General features: G+C 63.8%; 25 protein-coding genes and 1 riboswitch. Of the genes, 12 read left to right on the top strand and 13 right to left on the bottom strand.

Features of this window, described 5'->3' with window-relative positions; genetic code table 11:
- Positions 1 to 9: 9 nt before the first annotated feature.
- The 4 genes from QO033_RS10030 to hisA form a co-directional block, all read right to left on the bottom strand.
- Positions 10 to 324, bottom strand: coding sequence for a phosphoribosyl-ATP diphosphatase (locus tag QO033_RS10030; RefSeq protein WP_284480830.1), 315 nt, complete (start codon positions 322 to 324; stop codon positions 10 to 12).
- Positions 324 to 1,127 (bottom strand): imidazole glycerol phosphate synthase subunit HisF, encoded by an 804-nt coding sequence (hisF, locus tag QO033_RS10025; RefSeq protein WP_284480829.1) that lies wholly within the window; start codon positions 1,125 to 1,127, stop codon positions 324 to 326. Before hisF ends, QO033_RS10030 begins: the two co-directional genes overlap by 1 nt.
- 186 nt (positions 1,128 to 1,313) lie before the next feature.
- On the bottom strand, positions 1,314 to 1,757 hold the full coding sequence (locus tag QO033_RS10020; protein WP_284480828.1) for a DUF2867 domain-containing protein: 444 nt from the start codon (positions 1,755 to 1,757) through the stop codon (positions 1,314 to 1,316).
- 76 nt (positions 1,758 to 1,833) lie between these two features.
- Entirely contained in the window at positions 1,834 to 2,556 is a 723-nt protein-coding gene (hisA, locus tag QO033_RS10015) for a 1-(5-phosphoribosyl)-5-[(5-phosphoribosylamino)methylideneamino]imidazole-4-carboxamide isomerase (RefSeq protein WP_284480827.1), read from the bottom strand.
- Positions 2,557 to 2,690: 134 nt separating this feature from the next.
- Here hisA and QO033_RS10010 point away from each other — a divergent pair, with 134 nt between their 5' ends.
- The gene (locus tag QO033_RS10010; protein ID WP_284480826.1) at positions 2,691 to 3,083 is read left to right on the top strand and encodes a DUF2147 domain-containing protein; all 393 of its coding nucleotides are present in this window, start codon (positions 2,691 to 2,693) and stop codon (positions 3,081 to 3,083) included.
- Between the two features lie 36 nt (positions 3,084 to 3,119).
- On the opposite strand, the gene hisH is transcribed toward QO033_RS10010, so the two are convergent.
- Together hisH and hisB are read right to left on the bottom strand one after the other, a co-directional pair.
- Entirely contained in the window at positions 3,120 to 3,758 is a 639-nt protein-coding gene (gene hisH, locus QO033_RS10005; RefSeq protein ID WP_284480825.1) for an imidazole glycerol phosphate synthase subunit HisH, read from the bottom strand.
- 157 nt (positions 3,759 to 3,915) lie between these two features.
- Complete coding sequence (gene hisB / locus QO033_RS10000) at positions 3,916 to 4,503, bottom strand: imidazoleglycerol-phosphate dehydratase HisB (RefSeq protein ID WP_284480824.1); 588 nt, start codon at positions 4,501 to 4,503, stop codon at positions 3,916 to 3,918.
- A 139-nt stretch (positions 4,504 to 4,642) separates the two neighbouring features.
- Here hisB and QO033_RS09995 point away from each other — a divergent pair, with 139 nt between their 5' ends.
- Both QO033_RS09995 and QO033_RS09990 read left to right on the top strand, forming a co-directional pair.
- A complete protein-coding gene (locus tag QO033_RS09995) occupies positions 4,643 to 5,860 on the top strand; it encodes a hypothetical protein (protein WP_284480823.1) in 1,218 nt (405 codons plus the stop codon).
- Between the two features lie 90 nt (positions 5,861 to 5,950).
- Positions 5,951 to 6,190 carry an Lrp/AsnC family transcriptional regulator gene (locus QO033_RS09990; RefSeq protein WP_284480822.1) on the top strand — a complete coding sequence of 80 codons (240 nt, stop codon included), beginning with the start codon at positions 5,951 to 5,953 and terminating at the stop codon, positions 6,188 to 6,190.
- A 132-nt stretch (positions 6,191 to 6,322) separates the two neighbouring features.
- Here QO033_RS09990 and QO033_RS09985 read toward each other — a convergent pair whose 3' ends face one another.
- Entirely contained in the window at positions 6,323 to 6,733 is a 411-nt protein-coding gene (locus QO033_RS09985) for a hypothetical protein (RefSeq protein WP_284480821.1), read from the bottom strand.
- Between the two features lie 58 nt (positions 6,734 to 6,791).
- Positions 6,792 to 7,994 carry a pyridoxal phosphate-dependent aminotransferase gene (locus tag QO033_RS09980; protein ID WP_284480820.1) on the bottom strand — a complete coding sequence of 401 codons (1,203 nt, stop codon included), beginning with the start codon at positions 7,992 to 7,994 and terminating at the stop codon, positions 6,792 to 6,794.
- Positions 7,995 to 8,114: 120 nt separating this feature from the next.
- Between QO033_RS09980 and QO033_RS09975 the strand changes: the two genes are divergently transcribed.
- The 3 genes from QO033_RS09975 to QO033_RS09965 all read left to right on the top strand — a co-directional run bounded on the left by QO033_RS09975 (position 8,115) and on the right by QO033_RS09965 (position 9,426).
- Entirely contained in the window at positions 8,115 to 8,516 is a 402-nt protein-coding gene (locus QO033_RS09975; RefSeq protein ID WP_284480819.1) for a helix-turn-helix domain-containing protein, read from the top strand.
- Complete coding sequence (locus tag QO033_RS09970) at positions 8,513 to 8,770, top strand: succinate dehydrogenase assembly factor 2 (protein ID WP_284480818.1); 258 nt, start codon at positions 8,513 to 8,515, stop codon at positions 8,768 to 8,770. The genes QO033_RS09975 and QO033_RS09970 overlap by 4 nt, the downstream gene beginning before the upstream one ends.
- Before the next feature lie 158 nt (positions 8,771 to 8,928).
- The gene (locus QO033_RS09965) at positions 8,929 to 9,426 is read left to right on the top strand and encodes a MarR family winged helix-turn-helix transcriptional regulator (RefSeq protein ID WP_284480817.1); all 498 of its coding nucleotides are present in this window, start codon (positions 8,929 to 8,931) and stop codon (positions 9,424 to 9,426) included.
- A gap of 62 nt (positions 9,427 to 9,488) precedes the next feature.
- Here the strand turns inward: QO033_RS09965 and QO033_RS09960 are convergent, their stop codons facing one another.
- The 4 genes from QO033_RS09960 to QO033_RS09945 form a co-directional block, all read right to left on the bottom strand.
- The gene (locus QO033_RS09960; protein ID WP_407682110.1) at positions 9,489 to 10,214 is read right to left on the bottom strand and encodes a DUF1194 domain-containing protein; all 726 of its coding nucleotides are present in this window, start codon (positions 10,212 to 10,214) and stop codon (positions 9,489 to 9,491) included.
- Position 10,215: 1 nt separating this feature from the next.
- On the bottom strand, positions 10,216 to 10,644 hold the full coding sequence (locus QO033_RS09955; protein WP_284480992.1) for a VOC family protein: 429 nt from the start codon (positions 10,642 to 10,644) through the stop codon (positions 10,216 to 10,218).
- Positions 10,645 to 10,734: 90 nt separating this feature from the next.
- A complete protein-coding gene (locus tag QO033_RS09950; RefSeq protein ID WP_284480816.1) occupies positions 10,735 to 12,063 on the bottom strand; it encodes a porin family protein in 1,329 nt (442 codons plus the stop codon).
- 92 nt (positions 12,064 to 12,155) lie between these two features.
- Positions 12,156 to 13,187, bottom strand: coding sequence for a hypothetical protein (locus QO033_RS09945; protein WP_284480815.1), 1,032 nt, complete (start codon positions 13,185 to 13,187; stop codon positions 12,156 to 12,158).
- Between the two features lie 204 nt (positions 13,188 to 13,391).
- On the opposite strand from QO033_RS09945, the gene thyX reads away from it, so the two are divergent.
- From thyX to QO033_RS09920, 5 genes are all read left to right on the top strand, one after another.
- The gene (gene thyX, locus QO033_RS09940) at positions 13,392 to 14,297 is read left to right on the top strand and encodes an FAD-dependent thymidylate synthase (RefSeq protein WP_284480814.1); all 906 of its coding nucleotides are present in this window, start codon (positions 13,392 to 13,394) and stop codon (positions 14,295 to 14,297) included.
- A 7-nt stretch (positions 14,298 to 14,304) separates the two neighbouring features.
- Positions 14,305 to 14,694, top strand: coding sequence for a hypothetical protein (locus QO033_RS09935; RefSeq protein ID WP_284480813.1), 390 nt, complete (start codon positions 14,305 to 14,307; stop codon positions 14,692 to 14,694).
- 18 nt (positions 14,695 to 14,712) lie between these two features.
- Positions 14,713 to 15,669, top strand: a complete 957-nt coding sequence (locus QO033_RS09930) for a YaaC family protein (protein WP_284480812.1) — start codon at positions 14,713 to 14,715, stop codon at positions 15,667 to 15,669.
- Positions 15,670 to 15,901: 232 nt separating this feature from the next.
- A complete protein-coding gene (locus tag QO033_RS09925; RefSeq protein WP_284480811.1) occupies positions 15,902 to 18,250 on the top strand; it encodes an ATP-dependent helicase in 2,349 nt (782 codons plus the stop codon).
- A gap of 98 nt (positions 18,251 to 18,348) precedes the next feature.
- Positions 18,349 to 18,536, top strand: a riboswitch (cobalamin riboswitch).
- Positions 18,537 to 18,689: 153 nt separating this feature from the next.
- Positions 18,690 to 18,968: a hypothetical protein gene (locus QO033_RS09920; protein ID WP_284480810.1), complete on the top strand. Its 279-nt coding sequence runs from the start codon at positions 18,690 to 18,692 to the stop codon at positions 18,966 to 18,968.
- A 601-nt stretch (positions 18,969 to 19,569) separates the two neighbouring features.
- Here QO033_RS09920 and QO033_RS25260 read toward each other — a convergent pair.
- On the bottom strand, positions 19,570 to 19,908 hold the full coding sequence (locus QO033_RS25260; RefSeq protein ID WP_321170045.1) for a DUF1127 domain-containing protein: 339 nt from the start codon (positions 19,906 to 19,908) through the stop codon (positions 19,570 to 19,572).
- A gap of 1,125 nt (positions 19,909 to 21,033) precedes the next feature.
- On the opposite strand from QO033_RS25260, the gene mraZ reads away from it, so the two are divergent.
- On the top strand, positions 21,034 to 21,549 hold the full coding sequence (gene mraZ, locus QO033_RS09910) for a division/cell wall cluster transcriptional repressor MraZ (RefSeq protein ID WP_284480809.1): 516 nt from the start codon (positions 21,034 to 21,036) through the stop codon (positions 21,547 to 21,549).

The raw sequence follows: 21,549 nt of genomic DNA, 5'->3' as shown, positions 1-21,549 counted from the left end.
GCCGGGGCCTCAGCCCTTGCGGGCGGCCTTTTCGGCGATGCCGCTGATGCCCTGACGGCGGGCCAGCTCATCAAGCACGGCCTGCAGCGGCACGTCGCGGGCCTGCAGCATGACCAGCAGGTGATAGAGCGTGTCGGCAGCCTCGGAGGTCAGCCGCTCCCGGTCGCCCTTCACCGCCTCGATGATCGCTTCCACCGCTTCTTCGCCGAATTTCTCGGCGCATTTCTCCGGTCCCTTGGACAAGAGCTTGGCAGTCCAGCTCGACTCGGGGTCGGCCGAGGCGCGCTCGGCAATGGTCTGGGCCAGGTGATCGAGGATATGCATCAGGCGAACTCCATCCGCATGGGGAGACCGGCGGCGGCCATGTATTCCTTGGCCTCGCGGATGGTGTAATCCCCGAAGTGAAAGATCGAGGCCGCCAGCACTGCGCTGGCATGCCCCTCGGTGACGCCGTCGACCAGGTGCTGCAGCGTGCCGACTCCGCCGCTGGCGATCACCGGCACATCGACGGCATCGGCAATGGCGCGGGTGAGGGGCAGGTTGAAGCCGGCGCGGGTGCCGTCGCGGTCCATCGAGGTGAGCAGGATTTCCCCGGCGCCCTTCGCCACCACCTTGCGGGCGAAGTCCACCGCGTCGATCGGATTGCCATTGGTATCGAGCGCGGGTTTGCGCCCGCCATGGGTGAAGATCCCCCAGCGGGTGCCGACGCCGTTGTCATCCGTTTCGATGGTCTTGGCGTCGATGGCGACGACGATGCACTGGCTGCCGAAATGATCAGAGGCTTCGGCCACCACATCCGGATTGGCGACGGCGGCGGAGTTGAAGCTGACCTTGTCGGCACCGGCCAGCAGCAGGGAACGGACATCGTCGCGGGTGCGGACCCCGCCGCCCACGGTCAGCGGGATATAGCATTGCTCCGCCGTGCGCCGCACCAGATCGTACATCGTGCCGCGGTTCTCATGGGTGGCGTGGATGTCGAGAAAGCAGAGCTCGTCGGCGCCGGCGGCATCATAGGCCTTGGCGGCCTCGACCGGGTCGCCGGCGTCAACCAGATCGACGAAATTGACGCCCTTGACCACGCGGCCGTCGGCAACGTCGAGGCAGGGGATGATGCGGGTTTTCAGCATGGGCCGCTCTCCTTTGCCGCTTTCATAGCGTCGGGGATGCAGAGGGGAAAGGGGGGATGGGCGGCCCGGAGGCCGGCGCCGGGGGCGGGACCCCCGGCGGGGATGTCGCGCCCCCGGCGCGCGGCCTCCCGCGGGGAAATTTGCGGCCAGAAAAAGACCGGGGCGATCTGCTTTGGCGGGAGCCGCTCAACCCTGCGCGGCGATGCGGCGCAGCGCGGATTTCAGGATCAGCACGTGGAAGGGTTTGATCAGCGCCAGATAGAAGTGACCCAGCGCGTTGTTGCGATGCACCCAGGTGGAGAGATGGACGAGGCCGCCGGCCTTCAGCACGGTGATGCGGAAGTCGAGATGCCGGTCGTCCATGCCGACGATGATTTCGTCCTCATCCTCGTATTCCACCGGAAAGCCGGCGTGCTCGTCGCTGGCGGCGGTCCTCAGGCCCAGCGGCGCGACCAGCGTATCGCGCAGGCGCAAGAGCGCCCTGGCCCAGCCGGGCGAGCGCAGGGCCAGTTCCAGCGCCTGCCGCGCGCTGAGCGGGGTGGCAACGCTGTAGGTGTCGAGGAAATCGCCGGGGCGGACGCGGGCCCAGATGCGGGCGTGGCGGGGCAGCGGGACGGTCTGGGCGGGCATCGTGGCTCTCCTCCGGCTGGATGACGCGAGGGAAGAGAACCACGCCGGCCCGGGCCGTGGCATGTGACCGACTGTCTCAGCCCCGCAGGGTGGCCAGCGCCTGTTGCAGGTCGATGGCACCGTCATAGAGGGCGCGGCCGGAGATGGCACCGTTGAGCGGGGCGCCGCAGTCGCGCAGCGCGATCAGGTCGTCGATCGAGCTGACGCCGCCGGAGGCGATCACCGGGATCGACACCGCCCGGGCGAGCGCCGCCGTCGCCTCGACATTCGGGCCCTGCATGGCGCCGTCGCGGTTGATGTCGGTATAGATGATGGCGGCGACCCCGGCGTCCTCGAAGGAGCGCGCCAGATCGGTGGCGTCGACGTCGGTTTCCTCGGCCCAGCCCTTGGTGGCGACCTTGCCGCCGCGGGCGTCGATGCCGACAGCGACCTGTCCGGGGAAGGCGCGGGCGGCCTCGCGCACCAGATCGGGGTTTTCCACCGCCACTGTGCCGAGGATGACGCGGGCCAGCCCCTTGTCGAGCCAGGTCTCGATCGTCTTCATGTCGCGGATGCCGCCGCCGAGCTGGGCGGGGACGTCGCAGGCTTCCAGAATGGCCTCCACTGCGGCGGCATTGACCGGCTGACCGGCAAAGGCGCCGTTCAGATCGACCAGATGCAGCCAGTCGCAGCCGGCGGCGACGAAGGCGCGGGCCTGGGCGGCGGGATCGTCGTTGAAGACGGTGGCCTTCTCCATCTCGCCGCGCAGCAGGCGCACGGCCTGACCGTCCTTGAGGTCGATAGCGGGGTAGAGGATCATCTGCGGGCCCTTTCGTTGCGCTGTTGGCGGCCTTTTGCACCGGGTTCGGGGGAAATGCAACGAAACCCGGATCCGGGCTTGCCGGTCCGGGGGCGGGCGCGTCAGTCTCGGGGCGGCAAGCGGGAGGATTCGCGATGAGATACAGGATTTCAGCAGCGCTGGCAGCGCTGGCGCTGGGGCTGGCGAGCGGGGCTGCGGCCGATCCGGCAGAGGGGATGTGGAAGACCCAGCCGGATGACGGCGCCTATGCCCATGTGCGGCTCGGCCCCTGCGGCGCCGCCGTCTGCGGCGTGATCGAACGCACTTTCAACGCCGGCGGCGAATATGCCTCGCCCAATATCGGCAAGACATTGGTGATCGACATGATGCCGCAGGGCGACGGGTCTTACGAAGGTCGTGTCTGGCGCCCGTCGAACGACAAGATCTACATCGGCAAAATGGAGCTGTCCGGCGACAGCCTGGCGCTGAAGGGCTGTATCGCCGGAGGGCTGATTTGTTCGAAACAGACCTGGCAGCGGTTGCCCTAGGCCGGTCACGCCGCGAGGGGCGGCGGACCCGCGGCCTCAGGGTCTCCAGCGCAGGAAGTTGCCGATCAGGGTCAGGCCGGTCTTCTGGCTTTTCTCCGGGTGGAACTGCATGCCCAGCATGGTGCCCCGGCCGACGATCGCGGTGACGTCGCCGCCGTAATCGACATGGGCGATCCGATCCGCCGCATCCGCGACGCGGAAGTGGTAGGAGTGGACGAAATAGGCGTGATCGCCGGTCTTGATCCCTTCCAGCACCGGGTGGGGATGGTCGATCACCAGGTCGTTCCAGCCCATGTGCGGCACCTTCAGCGCTGGGTCGGAGGGGGTGATCTTCACCACCTCGCCGCCGATCCAGTCGAGCCCCTTGGTATCCTCGTATTCGCGGCCCCAGCTGGCCATCAGCTGCATGCCGACGCAGATTCCGAGGAAGGGGCGGCCCTTGACCTCCACCGCCTCGACCAGTGCGTCGAACAGGCCGGACTGGCCGCGCAGCGCAGAGGCGCAGGCCGGAAAGGCGCCGTCGCCGGGCAGCACGACGCGATCGGCGCGGGCGACGACATCGGCGTCGCCGGTCACAACCACGGTGCCGCCGCCGACCTCATGCGCCATGCGCTGAAAGGCCTTTTCGGCGGAATGGAGGTTGCCGCTTTCGTAGTCGATGATGGCGGTCAGCATTTGGGCCTCCGAATATCATGCGCGTATCCCCGGGACGCGGGACCAGGCGCTGGTTAAGAGCTGGCTTCCGGGGCGCTGTGCGTCCCGGATCGCGCCTCCCTCGGGGCGGACGCGATCCTGTGTTCACCCTGGTGCCTGAACGGGGCCAGGAGGTGGTTCAAAGCGCCCCTTTGGTCGAGGGGATCGCATCGGCCTTGCGCGGGTCGGTCTCCACCGCCATGCGCAGGGCGCGGGCCACCGCCTTGAAGGCGGCCTCGGCGATATGGTGGCTGTTGAAGCCATGGAGCTGGTCGACATGCAGGGTGATGCCGCCATGGGTGCTGAGCGCCTGGAAGAATTCGCGCACCAGCTCGGTATCGAAGGTGCCGATCTTCGGCGTCGGCAGGGTGACGTTCCAGACCAGGAACGGCCGACCGGAGAGATCGAGCGCGCAGCGCACCTGGGCATCGTCCATCGGCAGGTGACATTCGCCATAGCGGCGGATGCCCTTCTTGTCGTCAAGCGCCTGTGCCAGCGCCTGACCCAGCGCGATGCCCACATCCTCGACCGTGTGGTGATCGTCGATGTGGTAATCGCCCTTGGCGCGCACCGTCATGTCGATCAGCGAATGCCGCGACAGCTGGTCCAGCATGTGGTCGAAGAAGCCCACGCCGGTCTTGTTGTCGTAGGTCCCGCTGCCGTCGAGATCGATGTCGACGGTGATGTCGGTTTCCGCCGTCTGGCGGCTGATCCGGGCCTGTCGCATGACGCCTGTCCTTTGCTGCCGCGCCGGGGCGCGTTCAGATGAAGTCGCGCCCCTTATAGGCGGGCGGCGGCGCGGCGCCAAGATGCCGATGCGCCGGTTTCGCGCTTCCCCCGCGGGCGGGGATGGGAAACAATGCGCCATGAAATATCTGGCCGATACCGAAGAGCTGATCCGGGACGGGATCCTGTCCGAGCCCCAGGCGGCAGAGATCGCCCGCCGCTCGCGCGAGGCGATGATCGCGCTGGCGATCAATATTGTGCTGTTCTGCGGCCTCCTCGCGGTGATCGCCGGCATGGCGGCCTATCTCGACGATGCCGCGCAGCTGACGCTGCTGGGGGCGGCGGTGACGCTGGCCGGGGGGATCGCGCTGCTGCTGGCCGGGGAGGCCTATCGGCTGCTGGCCAATGCCACCGCGGTGATCGGGGCGGCGATGCTGGTGGGCGGCGGTGCCTTCTGGCTGGTGCAGGCGCGCGGCACGCCGGATGCGGCGGCGGTGCTGGGGGTGCCGGTGGCGCTGCTGGGCTATCTCTGCTGGCGGGTGGGGCCGTCGCGGCTGCGGTTTCTGACCGGCTGGCTCTGTTTCCTGGGGGTGGCAGTGCATTTGGCCGGGCTGCTGGCGCAGCCGGCGCTGATCGCGCCGCAATGGCTGGTCTATCATTACGCCGGCGTGGCGCTGGTGCTGTGCGGTCTGGCGCTGGACATCCGGCTGATCACGGCGCTGTCGATGCTGGCCTTCGCCGCGGCGTTGTCGTCGCGCAGCTTCTACGCGACCGGTGCCTATGCGGTGGCGATCTACGAATGCACGCTGACGATCCTGCAGATGGGTGTGCTGGGCGGGCTCTGCCTCTGGGCGATGCGGCGGTGTCCCGATCGGCGCGCGCGGCACGCGGAGATCCTCGGCCGGCTCGCCTTCATCTGGCTGAACATGGCGTTCTGGATCGGGTCGATTTGGGGCGATACGGTCGGGGCGACCCTCTGGGGGCCGCGTTGGGCCCGGTTCAGCGAGATACCCTACTGGCAGGCGGATGCGGCGCTGCAGGCGGAGTTCCGCACCGCGCGGGAGGCCTTCGTGGCCTCGGCGCTGCATATCCCGGAGACCGTCTATGCCATCGCCTGGGCGGTGCTGTTGGCGGGTACGGTGATCTGGGCGGCGATGGGCGCGCGCCGGGCGCTGTTCAACACCGCCGTCACCTTCGGGGCGATCCACCTCTATACCCAGTATTTCGAGCGGATCGACACCACCCCGGGCAGCATCGTCATCGCCGGGCTGATCGCCATCGCCCTGGCCTATGCTACCTGGCGGCTGAACGCGCATCTGAAGGCGCGCGCCGGGGAGGGCGCCAGGGCGCGGGGATGATGATGGGGGTGGTCATGGCGGAGATCGCGGGGGATTGAACCCGATGGGCGGAGATGCGAGCTTGGCGGCGGAATAATTCAGAGGCCTCTCATGTCCACCTGCGTCTTCATCCAGCTGCGCTGCAAACCCGGCACCACCTATCGGGTGGCCGAAAAGATCGCCCTGCGGGAAATCCATTCGGAGCTCTATTCGACCAGCGGCGAATACGATCTGTTGATGAAGGTCTATATTCCCGAGGGCGAGGATGTCGGTAAATACATCAACGACAACCTGCTGGACATCGAGGGGATCGAGCGGTCGATGACGACGATGACCTACAAGGTCTTCTGAGCGGCGCGTCTTTGTCGGGGCGTGGGGGGCCGTCTGCTCCCTCCTGCCCCTGCGCGGCAATTCACCCCCGAGGATATTTTTCGCCCGAAAAAGACGGACGCGCGCCGGAGCCGTGCGTCGCAGTAGCGAGCGTCAGTCCTTCTTGCCCTTCATCAGCCGGTCGGCCTTCTTGCGGACCAGCACGGTGCGCAGGTCGTGCATCGCCATCAGCAGGCTGTCGGTGATGGCGTCGAGCTGGGCGTCGGTGGCGCGCGACTGCACCCATTGGGCGGTGAGATTCAGGTGATCGACCGCGCGCAGGATGTCGTCGACTTCGCGCCGGGCCAGAACCTGGGCGCGATCCTTCATCCAGGCGCGGATCTGGCGCAGATCCTCTGCGGTCAGCTCGCGGTTGGCATGGGGCTTGATCTCGCCGTTGCGCATGTTGATGACGGCGATCTGGTCCATCTCGATCCGCCGGTCCCGCGCCGCCTGGTCGAGGCGAAAGACGAGGGCGCCGTTGTCGCGGACGCGAAAGTAGTATTCGGGCAGATCGCTGGTCATCGGCAGGCTCCTCTCGCCCCGGGGGCTGCGGCGGGCGGCACCCGCCACAGCGGCCGGATCAGGTCAGGCTGGCGCAGAAATCGGCGATGCGGGCGCAGGCCTCTTTCAGGTTGTCGTCCGAGGTGGCGTAGCTGACCCGGAAGTTGGGGCTGAGGCCGAAGGCGGCGCCGAAGACCACGGCGACGCCCTTTTCCTCCAGCAGCGCCTTGGCGAAGGTCTCGTCATTCTCGATGGCGACGCCGGCCGGCGTGGTCTTGCCGATCAGCCCGGAGATCGATGGGTAGACGTAGAAGGCGCCTTCGGGCACCGGGCAGGTGATGCCGTCGATCGCGTTCAGCGCGTCGACCACCATGTCGCGGCGGCGTTTGAAGATGGCGTTGTTGGGCGCAAGGAAGTCCTGGGTGCCATTCAGCGCCTCGATCGCCGCCCACTGGCTGATGGTGCAGGGGTTCGAGGTCGATTGCGACTGGATCTTGCGCATCGCCGCGATCAGCTGCTCCGGGCCACCGGCATAGCCGATGCGCCAGCCGGTCATCGCATAGGCCTTGGAGACGCCGTTGCAGGTGAGCGTGCGGTCATAGAGCGCCGGTTCGATCTGCGCCGGCGAGAAGAATTCGAAATCGTCGTAGACCAGATGTTCGTACATGTCGTCAGACATGATCCAGACATGCGGGTGTTTCACCAGAACGTCGGTCAGCGCCTTCAGCTCAGCCTTGCTGTAGCCGGCGCCGGTCGGGTTCGAGGGGGAGTTGAAGATGAACCACTTGGTCTTGGGCGTGATCGCCGCCTCCAGCTGATCGGGGGTCAGCTTGAAGGCGTTTTCCAGCGTGGTTTCCACGGCGACAGGGGTGCCGCCGGCCAGCAGCACCATATCGGGGTAGCTTACCCAGTAGGGCGCGGGAATGATCACTTCGTCACCCGGGTTCAGCGTCGCCATCAGCGCGTTGTAGAGGATCTGCTTGCCGCCGGTGCCGACGCTGATCTGCTTGGGCGTATAGCTCAGGCCGTTTTCACGTTCGAACTTGGCGCAGATCGCCTGTTTCAGTTCCATCAGCCCGTCGGGGGCGGTGTATTTGGTCTTGCCGGCTTCGATCGCCGCGATGGCGGCGGCCTTGATGTTGTCGGGGGTGTCGAAATCGGGCTCCCCGGCGCCGAGGCCGATCACGTCGCGGCCGGCGGCCTTGAGCTCTGCCGCGAGGGTAGTGACCGCCACCGTGGGGGACGGTTTGACGCGGGAGAGGGTCGTGGAGAGGAAACTCATGGCAGGCCTCGATTTGAATGTTTGACGCGTCTGTCATAGGGTGAGGCCGGAAAGCGATCAAGCCGCCCTGGCGTCGTCGCGAGACTGGCGCATGGCGGCTATGACCTGAGGGAGAGTGACATGACGGAGACAGAGACAGACTGGTTCGGGCCGGACGCGGCGACCTTCGGCGACCGGGTGGCCGGTGCGCGCGAGGCGGCGGGAATGACGCAGTCGCAGCTGGCCCGGCGCCTGGGAGTGAAGCGCACCACGGTGCGGGCCTGGGAAGAGGATCTGTCGGAACCGCGTGCCAACAAGCTGTCGATGATGGCGGGGCTGCTGAATGTCTCGATCATGTGGTTGCTGACCGGAGAAGGCGATGGCATGACGGCGCCGGTGGACGAGGACGACGAGGATGGCCGTGACCTGCGCCAGCTTCTGGGCGAGCTCAGAAGCCTGCAGTCAGACATGCGCGCCCTCGCCGAACGCGCTGCGCGCACCGAGAAGAAGCTGCGCGCCCTTGTGGAACGGAAACAGGAATGAACGAGACACGCGAAATCCGCATCAAGCGGCTGAAGATGCGCTCCATGCGGCGCGGCATCAAGGAGATGGATCTGATCCTTCAGGCCTATGCCGGGCGCCATCTGGAACAGATGGATGCCGCGCAGCTCGATCTCTACGAGGCGCTGCTCGATGAAAACGATCAGGACCTCTATCAGTGGGTGACCGGCCAGGCGCCAGCCCCGGCGGCGCTGGCGCCGCTGATCGGTGACATCGCCCAGACCTTTCAGGTCTGAGGCCGGGCGGATCCTGCGTCCCGTGCGGGCGTGGGACGCAACGATCCGGCGGACCGGCGCCGGTCTGCCGAAGTGATTAAAAACTCTTCACGAGATTTAACCGAATTTTCGGGATTTCCGCTCAGGCTGGTCGCAAGCAGTTTGAGATGGAGACACCTATGAGTATGGAAATGCAGATGAGCCTGGCATCGCGCAAGGGCTTCATGACGGGGTATCTCGAATCGCTCGCCCTGGTCGAACGGCTGCACCGTCTGCTTCTGGACGTTATCAAGGATGAGTTCGAACGGGTTGGCGTTCTGGAAATCAACGCGGTGCAGGGGCTGTTGCTGTTCAACATCGGCGACAACGAAGTGACCGCTGGGGAACTGAAGTCGCGCGGATATTATCAGGGCAGCAATGTCAGTTATAACCTGAAGAAGCTGGTCGACATGGGCTATATGCATCACCAGCGCTGCGAGATCGACCGCCGGTCGGTGCGGGTGCGGCTGACCCAGCAGGGCCGCGATATCCGCGATATCGTTTCCGGCCTCTTTGCGCGCCACGCCGAGGGGCTGGAGGAGAAAGGTGTGATCACCGCCGCCGGGATCGAGGATATCACCAGCGCGCTGAAGCGGATGGAACGCTACTGGAGCGATCAGATTCGCTATATCTACTGAATATCTGCTAGCGGGCTGAGGCGCTGATCCTGCCCCTCAGGGGCGGGGTCGGCCGCTGCGGGTCAGCCGGGTCCTGGCGGCAACCGCCCGGGCAGGGCGCCGATGGCGCGGGGCTGCAATTCCCGGATCAGCTTGCGCCGCATGGCGCGTTCGTAGTCGCCGAAGCCGCGGGCGATTTCCAGGAAGGCGCCGGGACCATGCAGGACGTGTTCGCGGTAGTAGCGCACGATATCGACCTGATCGGGGCCGTCGGTCGCCGCCACCACCAGGCCGTTGACCACCACCTCGCCAAACGGAAACTCCGCATAGGCGCTGGCCGGGGGGAAGCCTTCGTTGTTCTGGCCGTCGCCGGCCATGTCGAGGGTCTGGAACAGGCAGCGCGGGCCACGGGATAGCAGACCGGCGCCATAGCCGAGCGCATAGCCCATTGCGGTGGGAAATTCGGTTTCGCCGCGGCTGGAGCGGCCGATGGTCTCCGCCAGCGCCAGCAGATCGGCGCGGTTGCGGATCAGCTGCCAGTCGGCCAGCAGCTTCTGCTTGTGCCTTCCGCTCCACTCATAGGCGGCGATGGCGACGGGCAGGGGGCTGGCGAACAGCGCGCGGTCGACCTCGGGGGCGAGGAGGGCGGCCGCCAGCCCGCGCCGCTGCAGCTGGTCTTCGCGGGCATCGACCGAACTGGACACATCCATCGCCAGAACCAGTGCCAGCCGACAGCCGTCACCGGAGCTCTGCGCGGTTGCGGCCCCGGCGCTCAGCGCCAGGGCCGCAGCTGCGATCCATGCGGTCAGCTTACCAATGGCCGGTGTTCTCCATCGTGTCCCAGGGGGCCTGCGGCGGCAGCGCCTCGCCATTCTGCAGCAGCTCGATCGAGATATTGTCGGGCGAGCGGACAAAGGCCATATGGCCGTCGCGCGGCGGCCGGTTGATGGTGACGCCGGCGTCCATCAGCTTCTGGCAGGTCTCGTAGATGTTATCGACGCCATAGGCGAGATGGCCGAAATGGCGGCTGTCGCTGGGCAGCCCGTCGTCGCCGTCCCAGTTGTAGGTCAGTTCGATCGGGCAGTCCTCCTGCCCGGGAGGGGCGAGGAAGATCAGCGAAAACCGCCCTGCCTCGCTGTCGTACTGGCGGGTTTTGACCAGGCCGAGCAATTCATAGAAGGCCATCGAGGCCTCGAGATCCTTCACGCGGACCATGGTGTGGAGATATTTCAGCGCCATTGTCGGGATATCGCCTTTGTTCATAGTGGGACTTCGCACCAGATTAGCGTGCCTGCGCCGCATGTCGAGCCACAGGCCGGGGGCGAGCGGTCAGAAGGCGGATTGGATGCCGAAATTCACCCCGACCTGCTCGACATCGTAGAGCGAGATATTGCTGTCGGTGCGCGAAGCGGTGATCTGCATCGTCGGGTTGAACCCGTAATAGTCGATCTGACGGAAGATCATTGTCACATCCGCCTGCAGCCGGTCGTCGTTGCGCCCGTCGCGGCTGTGGGGAGAGACATCATAGCTGCGGTTGCGCGCCCAGACCCCGAATTGCAGTGTGGCGCCGGCGATGGGTTTGGCCAGCGTCAGCTCTGCCCTGAGACCGATTTCATCGTATTCGTCGGAGGCATAAGTCGAGGAGGCGGTGGCCAGCGTCGCCCCGGTCCAGAGCGTCGCGGCGCCGAAGATGCGCTGCGAATAGAACAGATCGGCGCGCAGGGTGTCGCTGTCGCTGGTGGCGATTCCCAACTGGCGTTCGCCGGTCAGCCGCAGGTCGATCTTGCGGCCCCGGGGCAGCCGGTAGGACTGCGCCCCGCTCAGTCGCAGGAAGCGGGCGTATTCGTTGCCGCCGTACCAGCTCTGCCCCATGTCGGCGAGCAGCCGGTATTCGCCGCGCCGGTTCAGGTTCAGGCCGCGCTGACTGTAGCCCAGGGAAAACGTGTCGAAGGCGAAATCACTGCCCTTGGCATTGGGGGCGATTTCCTTCGCTTCGTTCGACAGGGTGTAATGGCGCAGATCGGTGGAGAAGGTCAGATCGTGGGCGCGAGTCTCGGTCTCGACGAAGCGATAGCGGCCGCGCAGCCCCAGCGCATATTCGACACCGGAAAGCGCCCGGGCCGTACCGCCGAGTTCATATTCCACCGGCTCGTCAAAGATCAGCTCGCTCAGCGCGTAGTTCAGATAGGAGGACCGCTTGGAGGAGCCGTTGTTGACGTTGGATGTTGGCGTGACCGAGAACGACAGTTGCATCGCCCAGGGATTGCGCATCCGGACATAGCGGAAATCCTCGGCCGCGCGTTGCGACAGCCGTTCGTCCGGGGCGAACTGGATCGCCCGGCGCAGCCACCATTGCGCCTGTGTGCGCTGGCCGTTCGACGACAGCGCCTGCGCCATCACCAGCGAACTGGCGTATTTCTCCGCATCGGTGGTGGCGCTGCGCCAGGCGGCGCGGGCGGCGTCTTTGGCCTGATCGTAGCGGCCGAGGTCGCGGGCGGCGCGGGCGTTGATCAGCAGCGCGGTGCGGTCGGTCGGATCGCGCTGCAGCAGCGCCTCGGAAAAGCGGAGGGCGCGCCGGGCATCGCCGCCGCGCAGCGCCATCCAGGCGGCGCCGCGCATCTGGTCCGGCGCCAGCTCCAGCCCGTCGGACTGTGCCATCGCCGGCCCGCCGCAGAGAGCGAGCCCGAACAGTACTGCCGCCCCCCAGCCCCGGGAGGCGCGCGGAAGGATGCGCCGCCACATGGTCGGCCCTATCGGTATACGACGAAGCCGCTGGTGTCGCGCACCGTCTCCGCGATCGGGTCGACACTGTTTTCCAGCACCACGATGCCGACGATCTGATTGGCCTTCTTGCCGGAGACGATGGCATAGTAGTTGCCGGTCTCGAACACCGCGGTATCGCCGCTGCTGTTGGTGTAATAGCTCTGCACCGTGCCGAGGATCTCGCCGTTGTCGTCCATCACGCCGGGGCCGACGTTGAAGGTCGCCACCGGATAGCTGCGCAGGGTGATATCCTCGGCTGTCTCGATCCGGTTCAGCACCGTGCGGGTGATATCGTTGCCGTTGATGTCGAAGATCTTGCGGTTGCTGATCGTACCGGTGACGGCATCGCCGCGCCCGCCGGTGGTGGCGTTGAAATCGTCGAAGTCGATGGCGATCTCGATATCGGCGGTGGAATATTCCAGCCCGCCCGCGCCCCGGAAATCGCGCATCCCCGCCATCACCCCGTTATAGAGCGCCTGGCCGGTCGAGGGCAGCACCACATCGTTGTTGCGCTGGTAGATGAAGCCGCCGAAGCCGTAACCGGCATAGGCGCCGGTGCGCACGATGGCGAATTCGGTGTTGCCGTTGCGGCTGACCCCGTAGATCGCCCGGTGGGTGAATTGGTTCACCGGCTTGTCGTTCTCGGGGTCGGTATATTGGGTGTCGGCCTCGTAGACCGCGTATTTCCCGGCCAGGGAGCCGACCTTGTCACCGCGGGCATATTCGTTGTCGCCGTCGAAGGCGAGGTTGTCGACGGTGAAAGTGTCGGTCTTGGAGTTGTAGCTGATATCGGAGGCGTAGCCGTTGCCCTCGTACCCGCTTTCGTCCGAGGTCGGCTCGGAGCGGTAGATCGCCGTCGCCGCGCTGGGGGAGGGGGTGCCCGGCGGCATCTCGCGGTCGCTGTCGATGCCCGACCCGCCGTCATCCTCGGTGGTGGTGTCCTCGGTGAAGGGGTTGCTGCCACCGCCACATGCGCAAAGCGCCAGGGCCGTCGCGGCCGCGACGATAAACCTGCTCATACTGCCTGCCTCTGTTCTCTGTAAAGCCGGAACAATTTTGCCACGAAGGAACCGGGAAAACGCAGCAAAGTCAATCTGCAAAGGTCCTGTCTTCAGGCTTTTGGCGGCGGGGATGGCGGAAATGCCATACCTGATCTAGCGGTTTTATCGCAATCTTCGGCAATATATAGTGGCGTTCGACTCATCTTGTGAAAGGATCCCGCCATGCCGCTGTCGCCCGAGCAACAGGCCGAAATCGACGATCTGCGCGCCCGGCCGCAGCCCACGCTGCGCAGCACCGCGCCGGGGATGGAGGGTCACCTCTACACCGCCTATCCGGTGCTGGACCATGGCTTCGTGCGGGTGGTCGACTACATGGGCGACGATGCGGCGATCTGCCAGGCGGCGCGGGTCTCCTACGGCAAGGGCACCAAGTCGGTGTCGAATGACGAAGGGCTGATCCGCTATCTGATGCGGCACTGGCATTCGACCCCCTTCGAGATGTGCGAGATCAAGCTGCACGTCAAACTGCCGGTCTTCGTGGCGCGCCAGTGGATTCGCCACCGCACCGCCAACGTCAACGAATATTCGGCGCGCTATTCGATCCTGGACCGCGAATTCTATATCCCGGCGCCGGAACATGTGGCGGCGCAATCGACGGTGAACAACCAGGGCCGGGGCGAGCTGCTGGAGGGGGCAGAGGCCGCCCGTGTCCTGGAAATCCTGAAAGCCGACAGCGCGCGGGCCTATGACAATTACGAGGCGATGATTTCCCAGGACGGCCAGCAGGGGCTGGCCCGCGAATTGGCGCGGATGAACCTGCCCGCCAATATCTATACCCAATGGTATTGGAAGGTCGATCTGCACAACCTGTTCCATTTCCTGCGCCTGCGGGCAGACGCCCACGCCCAATACGAAATCCGGGTTTATGCCGAGGAGATCTGCAAACTGGTCGCCGATTGGGTCCCCTTCGCCTATCGCGCCTTCGAGGATTACCGCATGGGGGGCGCAACGCTCTCCGCCACAGCCCTTGATTGCATTCGCCGGATGGTGAAGGGTGAAGAGGTGACGCAGGAGACCTCCGGCATGTCCAAGGGGGAATGGCGGGAGTTTATGCAAGTGGTGGGGTGAGAGGGCTATGAAGAAAGCGGAATCGGCGATCGAGCAGATCCTGAGTGATGACTACGAGGTTGTGGAGGGGAAGGAGCAGAATCAGCCGATCTTTGATTTTGATACAGACTATGCTGGAATTAAGCAAAAGCACGACGATACTGTTGAGGCTTGGAAATCTCTTGCCGACGAAGATCGAGCGAAGTATGGGAGGGGGCTCCCGGATTATTTGATTGAGGCGGGAGCTGAGAACCCGAAAGATCAAAAATTTTCTCGCGCGCGAAATGCATATTTGGTTTCTAACGAGATTTCCGCGCGAGTTGGAAATGCGTCGCCTTTCAAGGTTCTGCCTCTTGATGCAATTAATTATCAGAGCTCGTTGACGGAGCTTGTAGAGAGTATCGAGAATACGGAGTAAATTAGACATATATATCGGATGAGGAAGCAGACGTCAGGGGATTCGAAGAAATCGGGTATTCCTGAGGCGGAGGCTGCAAAGCTAAAGAACTGTTTCGGTCAGGGGCGGGAATTGTATTTGGCTGGTTGCCGAGGTTCGTTGATGGTCAAGCCTCTAAACCACTTTTATTCTGTGACTGCTTATTCATATGGCATGATTGTGTTGAACAGTCCCGTTCGATACAGTAAAGATAATTTGCCCAGCTCTCACGGGATGGTCTACCTACCAGATGCAGTACAGTGTCAATTTGGCGGCGATAGTCCAACAGGGACTTTCAGTGAACTGTTTAGCTCATTCCCTACTGACTTGATTAACTTGAAGGGTATTGAATTTCATCAGGATTTTAGGGAGAGTATCAAGGCATTTTACTCCCATAGAGTTAAGGCAAGTATCGGGACGCTTTTAAGTATGCTGCCTGAAATGGCGGAGTATTATGCGTTAATGACTGGGCGTCGATCGAGGGTATTTCCTCTTGATGTGGTGAATGCCAATAATCCCAGAATGTTGACTTGGGAATTTCAGATTGGCGACGGGACGTCGCTTCCGACGCGTGAGGTTGTAGAGCGATCTTTTCCTGGCTTTGAGATAACGGAGAGATTCGGAAAGTACATTGTGTCAGTTCCGGCCACTAAAGCCTCCGAAATTGATGCTCTAATATATTCGGATGTGCGTGGTCGATTGTATTTTGTTGAGAATCCATTTTATCCTATTTTGCTTCCTGAGATTTGTATTCACTTTCTTTTGAATCATATATATTCTTGTATTATGAGGTATCGTCCGGATGAGTGGGGTAACGTTATTTTGAATGAGGTGTCGTCGGATACATCTCTATTGACGCGCCATTATTTTTCAAATTATGAAAGAAAAATTCTTCTTCTCGTTTTGCGGAATCTGTCAAAGTATATGCCGATCGTTGAGTTGGGCGATACGAAATAGCGCTGGGGGAGGGGGGCTGTTCGGCGCGCCGCAGGCGCGCCCGCGCCCGACCCTCCCCGTCACGCCGTAGGCGTGCCTCCGGCACGACGAGGGCGCGTTCCGCACCCACCCTCGGGTCGGGCGCGTGGGCTTGAATGTCGAGGGAGGGGCAGGCGCATCCCCTCGCAAAACACCCTGGAACAGACCGCGAACGGATCTTTAACTGCGCCGAGATCCGCGCTAAGTTCCCCCTATGAGCAGTTACGACGATCTTGATGCCTTCGAGGGTGCCGCCCTGTCGGCCCGGGCCATGGCGGCGCGGCCGGCGCCTTATCTCGACGATCTGAACCCCGCCCAGCGGGAGGCGGTCGAATGTCTCGACGGCCCCGTTTTGATGCTGGCCGGCGCCGGCACCGGCAAGACCAAGGCGCTGACCGCCCGCATCGTGCATCTGCTGAACACTGGCAGGGCCCGGCCGAACGAAATCCTCTCGGTCACCTTCACCAACAAGGCGGCGCGCGAGATGAAGGAACGGGTCGGTCGCCTGCTGGGCCAGGCGATCGAGGGCATGCCCTGGCTGGGCACCTTCCATTCGATCTGCGTCAAGCTGCTGCGCCGTCACGCCGAACTGGTGGGGCTGAAATCGAACTTCACCATCCTCGACACTGACGACCAGATTCGCCTGCTGAAACAGCTGGTTCAGGCCGCCGGCATCGACGACAAACGTTGGCCCGCCCGGCAATTGGCCGGGGTGATCGATGGCTGGAAGAACCGCGCGCTGACGCCCGACAAGATTCCCACCGCCGATGCCGGTGCCTATAACCACCGGGGGGTGGAGCTTTATGCGCAGTATCAGGAGCGTCTGCGCCAGCTGAATGCCGTCGATTTCGGCGATCTGCTGCTGCATATGGTGGTGATCTTTCAGACCCATCCGGACGTTCTGGCGCAATATCAGCGCTGGTTCCGCTATATCCTGGTCGACGAATATCAGGATACCAACGTGGCCCAATACCTGTGGCTGCGGCTGTTGGCCGGGGGGCACAAGAACATCTGCTGCGTCGGCGACGACGACCAGTCGATCTACGGCTGGCGCGGCGCCGAGGTGGGCAATATCCTGCGGTTCGAAAAGGATTTTCCCGGCGCCCATGTGGTGCGGCTGGAACAGAACTACCGCTCGACCCCGCATATCCTCGCCGCCGCTTCGAACGTCATCCGGGGCAATCAGGGGCGTCTGGGAAAGGAGCTCTGGACCCAGGCGGAAGAGGGCGAAAAGCTGCGCCTGATCGGCCATTGGGACGGGGAAGAGGAAGCGCGCTGGATCGGCGAGGAGATCGAGGCGATGCAGCGCGGCACCCGCGGTCTGCGTGCCTTCAACCTGGACGAAATCGCGATTCTGGTCCGCGCCAGCCATCAGATGCGCGCCTTCGAGGATCGGTTTCTGACCATCGGTCTGCCGTATCGGGTGATCGGCGGCCCCCGCTTTTACGAGCGGATGGAGATCCGCGATGCCATGGCCTATTTCCGGCTGGTGGTCAGCCCGGAGGACGATCTGGCGTTTGAGCGCATCGTCAACACGCCGAAACGGGGGCTGGGCGACAAGGCGCAGCAGACCATCCAGACCACGGCGCGCGCCAATGGCGTCAGCCTGCTGGAAGGCGCCCGGATCGCGGTGGAGGATGGGCTGATCAAGGGCAAGGGCGGTGCCGCGCTGCGCACCCTGGTCGAGGATCTGCGCCGCTGGGGCCGGATGGCTGGCGACAAGGACATGACCCATATGGAGCTGGCCGAAATCGTCCTGGACGAGAGCGGTTACACCACCATGTGGCAGAACGACAAGACGCCGGAGGCGCCGGGCCGGCTGGAAAACCTCAAGGAACTGGTCAAGGCGCTGGAGAACTTCGAGAATCTGCAGGGGTTCCTGGAGCATGTCAGCCTGATCATGGACAACGAACAGGCCGATTCCGAACAGAAGGTGTCGATCATGACGCTGCATGCCGCCAAGGGGTTGGAGTTCCCGGCGGTCTTCCTGCCCGGTTGGGAAGACGGGCTGTTCCCGTCGCAGCGCAGCATGGACGAAAGCGGCGTCAAGGGGTTGGAGGAGGAACGCCGCCTCGCCTATGTCGGCATCACCCGGGCCGAGGAGGTCTGCACCATCTCCTTCGCCGCCAACCGGCGGGTGTTCGGCCAGTGGCAATCGGCGCTACCGTCGCGCTTCGTCGATGAATTGCCTGAGGATCACGTGGATGTGCTGACACCGCCGGGGCTCTATGGTGGCGGCTATGGTGCCGCCGCGGCACCGGTGCGCGGCACCATCGAAACCCGGGTGGCAGAGGCGAATGTCTACAACTCCCCGGGGTGGAAACGCATGCAGGCCCGTGCCGGCGAACGCGGTGTGTCGCAGCCGAAGGAAAGCCGCAACACGGTGATCGACCTGACTGCCGTTTCCAGCTTCACCATCGGGGAGCGGGTGTTTCACCAGAAGTTCGGCTATGGCAGCGTCACGGGGATCGAGGGCGACAAGCTCGAGGTCGATTTCGAAAAGGCTGGTCCGAAGAAGGTGGTGGCGCGGTTCATCAGCGCCAGCGACGATATCCCGTTCTGACCTCTGCGCGGTGCCGGCTTGATGCCGGCCCCCGCCCCGGGGCTTCGGGCAAATGGTTGCAGCGGGTCGATTTGCCATGGACCTCGCGGTGAAACCTGTCATCCTCCCGGCCGTGAGGTGCCCCCTTCGGGGGGAGAATTGGGAAGCCGGTGAAAATCCGGCACTGCCCCCGCAACGGTAAGGATCGCGAACGTCCGGCGAAACCACTGAAGGCCTGCGCCTTTGGGAAGGGTCGGATCAGCCCCATCGTCCAAGTCCGGAAACCAGCCTTGCAGCAATGCCAGATCGCGGGCGGCGGTCGGGGCGCTGCGGGCCGGTCTTTTTTCCCCGCATGTGTCATCCTTCGCTGCCCCCACAGACCATTCGGCGCGGGGCGCGGCGGAGAAAGGATGACGATGACCAGAATGAATTTCCCAAGGACGGGTTCGGGGGCGCAGCCATGATGCTGGCCGGAATTCTGCAGGCGCTGCGCGACCTGCCCGAAGAGGTCGACCCGGAGGTCGCCGCGCGCATGGGCTATCTGGAATGGGTGATGACCCTGCCGGAGGGGTGCCCGGAAGCGGCCGCGGCCGAAGTGGCGGAACAGCGCGCTGCGCCGCTGGCGCGCAATTCACGGCCTGTGGCGCTGTTCTGTGGCTATCTGCGCCAGACCCGGGAGCTTTCCGTGCCGGCTTCTGCGCCGACCCGGCGCGGTGGCGGGGGACGGCGCCGGCACTGAGTGACAGGGCCGGCGGGCCGGGAGGCCAGAAAGGGTTTGGGCAAAAGAAAACGGCGGCACCAGGGAGGAGGAGAGGTGCCGCCGTTCTCATGCAACACCAAGCGCAGGGAGGAGGAGAGCGCCGGTGTATCCGGTTATGTCGTTTCCCCTTTCGGGGGTGGAGTGGCCGGTGACGCAGGGAGGAGGAGAGCGTCACCGGCCGATCCAACACCGAGCGCAGGGAGGAGGAGAGCGCCCGGTGTATCCGGTTATGTCGTTTCCCCTTTCGGGGGTTGGAGTGGCCGGTGACGCAGGGAGGAGGAGAGCGTCACCGGCCGATCCAACACCGAGCGCAGGGAGGAGGAGAGCGCCCGGTGTATCCGGTTATGTCGTTTCCCTCTTTCGAGGGTTGGAGTGGCCGGTGACGCAGGGAGGAGGAGAGCGTCACCGGCCGATCCAACACCGAACGCAGGGAGGAGGAGAGCGTCCGGTGTATTCTGTCCGGCTCAGGCCGGTATCTGGTGCGGCGGCATCAGGGAGGAGGAGAGATGCCGCCGCTTAGAACAGACCCTCAAGGGAGGAGGAGATGAAGGTCTGAACCCGTTGTGTCTTCGTTGCCCCGTCAGCAGACTTCGCGGGAGGCTTGGTAGGCCACGCGGCGCAGTTCGGAGCGGTGCAGGCCGAGATCGGCCAGTTCCTTGTTGTTCAGCGCGCCCATTTCACTCAGGGTCTGGCGGAACACCCGAAAGCGCTCAACGCGCAACCGGACATCCGCGGCCCAGGCATTCATCCGGCCCAGAAGGCTGGCATCCCGGTTTTCGCTATGTGTCAGAGCGGCCATTGTATCGTTACCTTGCTTCGTCAGCGTCGTCTGTGCAGCACCATGTTGCGGCGCCGTGTTGAGACTGAAAATAGGCAAATGCTGCGTTTGCACAATAGCCTGGTGCTTCAATGCTGCCATGCAGCAAGTGCATAGATTGCCTGCATAATAAATGGGCAGCACTTCTGACGTAAGGTTATGATCGCAGGGTTTGGCGTGTAAATTGTCAATGCGGCGGAGCGTCCCGGCGGGGCCGTGCGGCGCGGCCGTCGTGCGATCAGATGGTTAACGATATAACTGCCTAAGATAACGATAAAAATCTTGCTGACTGCCGGTTTCGACCGCTTCGAACCGTCAGACGTTTTGGGTGACATGAGTTTTGCTCGGTTCGGCGGGGAGAATTTGCTGTCCTAACGTCACCCTTCGAGCGGGCGCAAAATGGCCCGTGGTAAAACTGCAACAGCAGGCTGGAGACCGGGCGAATTTCTCGCCGGATCGGCGGGAAGCCCTTGGTGAGGCGCTCGTCCGGCAGCGGGCGGGCCAGGCCGGTGACTCGGTTTTCGGCTGGTCGTGTCTGGCGACACTATTGGAGACGTCTCTATTGGAAGGGGCGGTCTCGCGGTCTGGCTGGCGCCGGTTTGCGTCGTGCCGGGACTGAACGGGAAATGATGGTCATCACTTATGGGAAATCACGGGAGTGAGCTGGAAACCGGGTTCACCGGCAGGTGATTCGGCGTGAAAATGAGAACAAAAAAGAAACATTTACTCGCTCATCCGGGGGCGGTGAAAAAATTACGGGAAGTACTGGGATTTGTTGGGACAGTGCTCGAAAAGCTACATCTTGTGTCCCGATTCTTCCATTCTGCTAGGGAGGCTATGCTGATTCTCTGCCGGTCGCGTGAGTCTTGCGCTTCACTGCGGCGTGAGGCGGGAAGAGTCCAGGTTGTCCCGCAAATTCCAGTTGCTTTCCATGAATTCCCGTGGCATCCCTTGTTCATCGGATGAAAACGAGACAAGGCGGGCGCCAACACAGCCCTCCGACCAAAATAAAAAAGCAGGTTTCATACAGGCACTTCGCTTTCATCAGACCAGAGAGATCCGGCGCGCGAGCGAGCAGACATCCCCCCAGGTGGCGCGCGCAGTCGGACACCCCGCTCAGCGGGATCAGAGCGGCGGGTTGATCAGTGGCAGCAGATCAACCCGCCGTTTTTCCATCCGGGGGGAGGCAAACAGAGACCCGGGAGCACGGGCAAAGGGACAGATGGCGTGAGCCGGCGGTTCAGAGGCGAATACACCTTTAAGGTGGATAGCAAGGGCAGGGTGTCGATCCCGGCCCTGTTTCGCCGTGTGCTCGAAGCCGGGGACCCCGACTATACCGAAGGCCTCCGCCCGCAGCTCGTCCTGGTCTACGGCGACGCGGATCAGGACTACCTCGAGGCCTATACGATCGACGAGATCGACAAGCTCGAAGCCAAGATCGACCGGCTGCCCAGCTCCAAGCTGAAACGCAAGCTTACCCGCAACATCACAACCCGCTCGCATCATACCGAGGTCGACCCGGATGGCCGGCTGGTGCTACCGGCGCGCTATCGCGACAAGATCGGCCTGGACAAGGAGGCGCTCTTCGTCGGCACCTCCGGTACCTTCCAGATCTGGAACCCGGACACTTACGAGGACTATCTGGCCGAGGAGGACGAAGAGGATCTGGGCTTCGACCTGCCGGAAGGCACCAGTGCGCTCGATGCGCTGGACATGGTGCTCGCGGAACGGGACGGGGGCTGA

Origin of the sequence: Pseudodonghicola flavimaris (genome assembly GCF_030164425.1) — a bacterium.
Lineage (GTDB): Bacteria > Pseudomonadota > Alphaproteobacteria > Rhodobacterales > Rhodobacteraceae > Pseudodonghicola > Pseudodonghicola flavimaris.
Note: the sequence above shows the minus strand (reverse complement) of the source record. Positions and strands in the feature narration are given on the sequence as shown.

Excerpts from the sequence above, each read along its gene's own strand:
- QO033_RS10030 (WP_284480830.1), bottom strand. The coding sequence starts at position 324 with ATGCATATCCTCGATCACCTGGCCCAGACCATTGCCGAGCGCGCCTCG.
- hisF (WP_284480829.1), bottom strand. The coding sequence starts at position 1,127 with ATGCTGAAAACCCGCATCATCCCCTGCCTCGACGTTGCCGACGGCCGC.
- QO033_RS10020 (WP_284480828.1), bottom strand. The coding sequence starts at position 1,757 with ATGCCCGCCCAGACCGTCCCGCTGCCCCGCCACGCCCGCATCTGGGCC.
- hisA (WP_284480827.1), bottom strand. The coding sequence starts at position 2,556 with ATGATCCTCTACCCCGCTATCGACCTCAAGGACGGTCAGGCCGTGCGC.
- QO033_RS10010 (WP_284480826.1), top strand. The coding sequence starts at position 2,691 with ATGAGATACAGGATTTCAGCAGCGCTGGCAGCGCTGGCGCTGGGGCTG.
- hisH (WP_284480825.1), bottom strand. The coding sequence starts at position 3,758 with ATGCTGACCGCCATCATCGACTACGAAAGCGGCAACCTCCATTCCGCC.
- hisB (WP_284480824.1), bottom strand. The coding sequence starts at position 4,503 with ATGCGACAGGCCCGGATCAGCCGCCAGACGGCGGAAACCGACATCACC.
- QO033_RS09995 (WP_284480823.1), top strand. The coding sequence starts at position 4,643 with ATGAAATATCTGGCCGATACCGAAGAGCTGATCCGGGACGGGATCCTG.
- QO033_RS09990 (WP_284480822.1), top strand. The coding sequence starts at position 5,951 with ATGTCCACCTGCGTCTTCATCCAGCTGCGCTGCAAACCCGGCACCACC.
- QO033_RS09985 (WP_284480821.1), bottom strand. The coding sequence starts at position 6,733 with ATGACCAGCGATCTGCCCGAATACTACTTTCGCGTCCGCGACAACGGC.
- QO033_RS09980 (WP_284480820.1), bottom strand. The coding sequence starts at position 7,994 with ATGAGTTTCCTCTCCACGACCCTCTCCCGCGTCAAACCGTCCCCCACG.
- QO033_RS09975 (WP_284480819.1), top strand. The coding sequence starts at position 8,115 with ATGACGGAGACAGAGACAGACTGGTTCGGGCCGGACGCGGCGACCTTC.
- QO033_RS09970 (WP_284480818.1), top strand. The coding sequence starts at position 8,513 with ATGAACGAGACACGCGAAATCCGCATCAAGCGGCTGAAGATGCGCTCC.
- QO033_RS09965 (WP_284480817.1), top strand. The coding sequence starts at position 8,929 with ATGAGTATGGAAATGCAGATGAGCCTGGCATCGCGCAAGGGCTTCATG.
- QO033_RS09955 (WP_284480992.1), bottom strand. The coding sequence starts at position 10,644 with ATGGCGCTGAAATATCTCCACACCATGGTCCGCGTGAAGGATCTCGAG.
- QO033_RS09950 (WP_284480816.1), bottom strand. The coding sequence starts at position 12,063 with ATGGCACAGTCCGACGGGCTGGAGCTGGCGCCGGACCAGATGCGCGGC.
- QO033_RS09945 (WP_284480815.1), bottom strand. The coding sequence starts at position 13,187 with ATGAGCAGGTTTATCGTCGCGGCCGCGACGGCCCTGGCGCTTTGCGCA.
- thyX (WP_284480814.1), top strand. The coding sequence starts at position 13,392 with ATGCCGCTGTCGCCCGAGCAACAGGCCGAAATCGACGATCTGCGCGCC.
- QO033_RS09935 (WP_284480813.1), top strand. The coding sequence starts at position 14,305 with ATGAAGAAAGCGGAATCGGCGATCGAGCAGATCCTGAGTGATGACTAC.
- QO033_RS09930 (WP_284480812.1), top strand. The coding sequence starts at position 14,713 with ATGAGGAAGCAGACGTCAGGGGATTCGAAGAAATCGGGTATTCCTGAG.
- QO033_RS09925 (WP_284480811.1), top strand. The coding sequence starts at position 15,902 with ATGAGCAGTTACGACGATCTTGATGCCTTCGAGGGTGCCGCCCTGTCG.
- QO033_RS09920 (WP_284480810.1), top strand. The coding sequence starts at position 18,690 with ATGATGCTGGCCGGAATTCTGCAGGCGCTGCGCGACCTGCCCGAAGAG.
- QO033_RS25260 (WP_321170045.1), bottom strand. The coding sequence starts at position 19,908 with ATGGCAGCATTGAAGCACCAGGCTATTGTGCAAACGCAGCATTTGCCT.